The 1288-nt window shown below is 75.3% G+C and carries 2 protein-coding genes; both read left to right on the plus strand.

The window, feature by feature from the left end; all coding sequences use genetic code 11:
- On the plus strand, positions 1-625 hold a 625-nt coding region (locus AC0CYZ_RS15280), incomplete at its 5' end, for a 5-(carboxyamino)imidazole ribonucleotide synthase (RefSeq protein ID WP_472216775.1).
- Positions 626-749: 124 nt separating this feature from the next.
- Entirely contained in the window at positions 750-1253 is a 504-nt protein-coding gene (gene purE, locus AC0CYZ_RS15285; protein WP_472216777.1) for a 5-(carboxyamino)imidazole ribonucleotide mutase, read from the plus strand.
- Positions 1254-1288: the final 35 nt, after the last annotated feature.

Below are 1288 nucleotides of genomic sequence, written 5' to 3' on the forward strand. Positions count from 1 at the left end.
GCTGCGCCGCGAGCTGGCCGTGGTGCTGGCCCGCTCGCCGTACGGGCAGGCGGCGGTGTACCCGACGGTGGAGACGGTGCAGGTCGGCGGCATCTGCACCGAGGTGCTCGCCCCGGCCCCGGGGCTGTCCGAGGAGGCCGCCGAGGCGGCCGAGGAGCTCGCCCTGCGGATCGCGTCGGCGCTCGGCGTCGTCGGGCTCCTCGCCGTCGAGCTCTTCGAGACCCCCGGCGGGGAGGTCCTGGTCAACGAGCTCGCGATGCGTCCGCACAACTCCGCCCACTGGTCGATGGACGGCGCCGTCACCGGGCAGTTCGAGCAGCACCTGCGCGCGGTCCTGGACTATCCGCTCGGCTCGACGGCGACGCTGCGGCCGGCGTGCGTGATGGCCAACCTGCTCGGCGCCGCGTCCGCCCCCGCCACCGGACCCGACGAGCGGCTCCACCACACCCTCGCGCGCTTCCCCGACGCGCGCGTGCACCTCTACGGCAAGGCGGAACGGCCGGGTCGCAAGATCGGGCACGTCAACCTCACCGGGACCGACGTGGACGACCTGCGCCGGCGGGCGCGCCTCGCGGCCGATCACCTCGCGACCGGGGTCTGGAACGACGGATGGAGCGCCCACTGATGTCGCCGGAGACGAAGCATCGAACGGAGCACGCCGATAGGGGAGCTCGACCATGAACGGAGAGCTGGTGCCGGGGCAGGCCGTGGCGACCCGGACCGAGGGCGACCAGGTGGCGGGCACGCGACTGCCCCCGCTCGTCGGCATCGTCATGGGCTCGGACTCGGACTGGCCGACGATGCAGGCCGCCGCGGAGGCGCTCGACGAGTTCGGGGTCCCCTGGGAGGCGCGCGTGCTCTCGGCGCACCGCACCCCGCGGGAGATGCTCGACTGGTCGGAGTCCGCCGCCGGCCGGGGCCTGCGCGTCGTGATCGCCGGCGCGGGGGGTGCGGCTCACCTGCCGGGCATGGTCGCCGCCGCGACGGTGCTCCCGGTGATCGGCGTCCCCGTGCCGCTCAAGCACCTCGACGGCATGGACTCCCTCCTGTCGATCGTGCAGATGCCGGCCGGGGTGCCGGTCGCGACGGTGTCCATCGGCGGGGCCCGCAACGGCGGACTGCTCGCCGTGCGCATTCTCGCCGCGGCCGACGCCGGTCTCGCCGCCCGGATGGCCGACTTCCAGGCCGACCTGCGCACCTCGGTGGCCGGCAAGGACGAGGCGGTGCGCACGCTCGGACCCGGCGGCTCCTGACGACGGGGGCGGCCGCCCCCCTACCGTGGGACCGG

It is taken from the genome of Actinomycetospora sp., assembly GCF_055612215.1.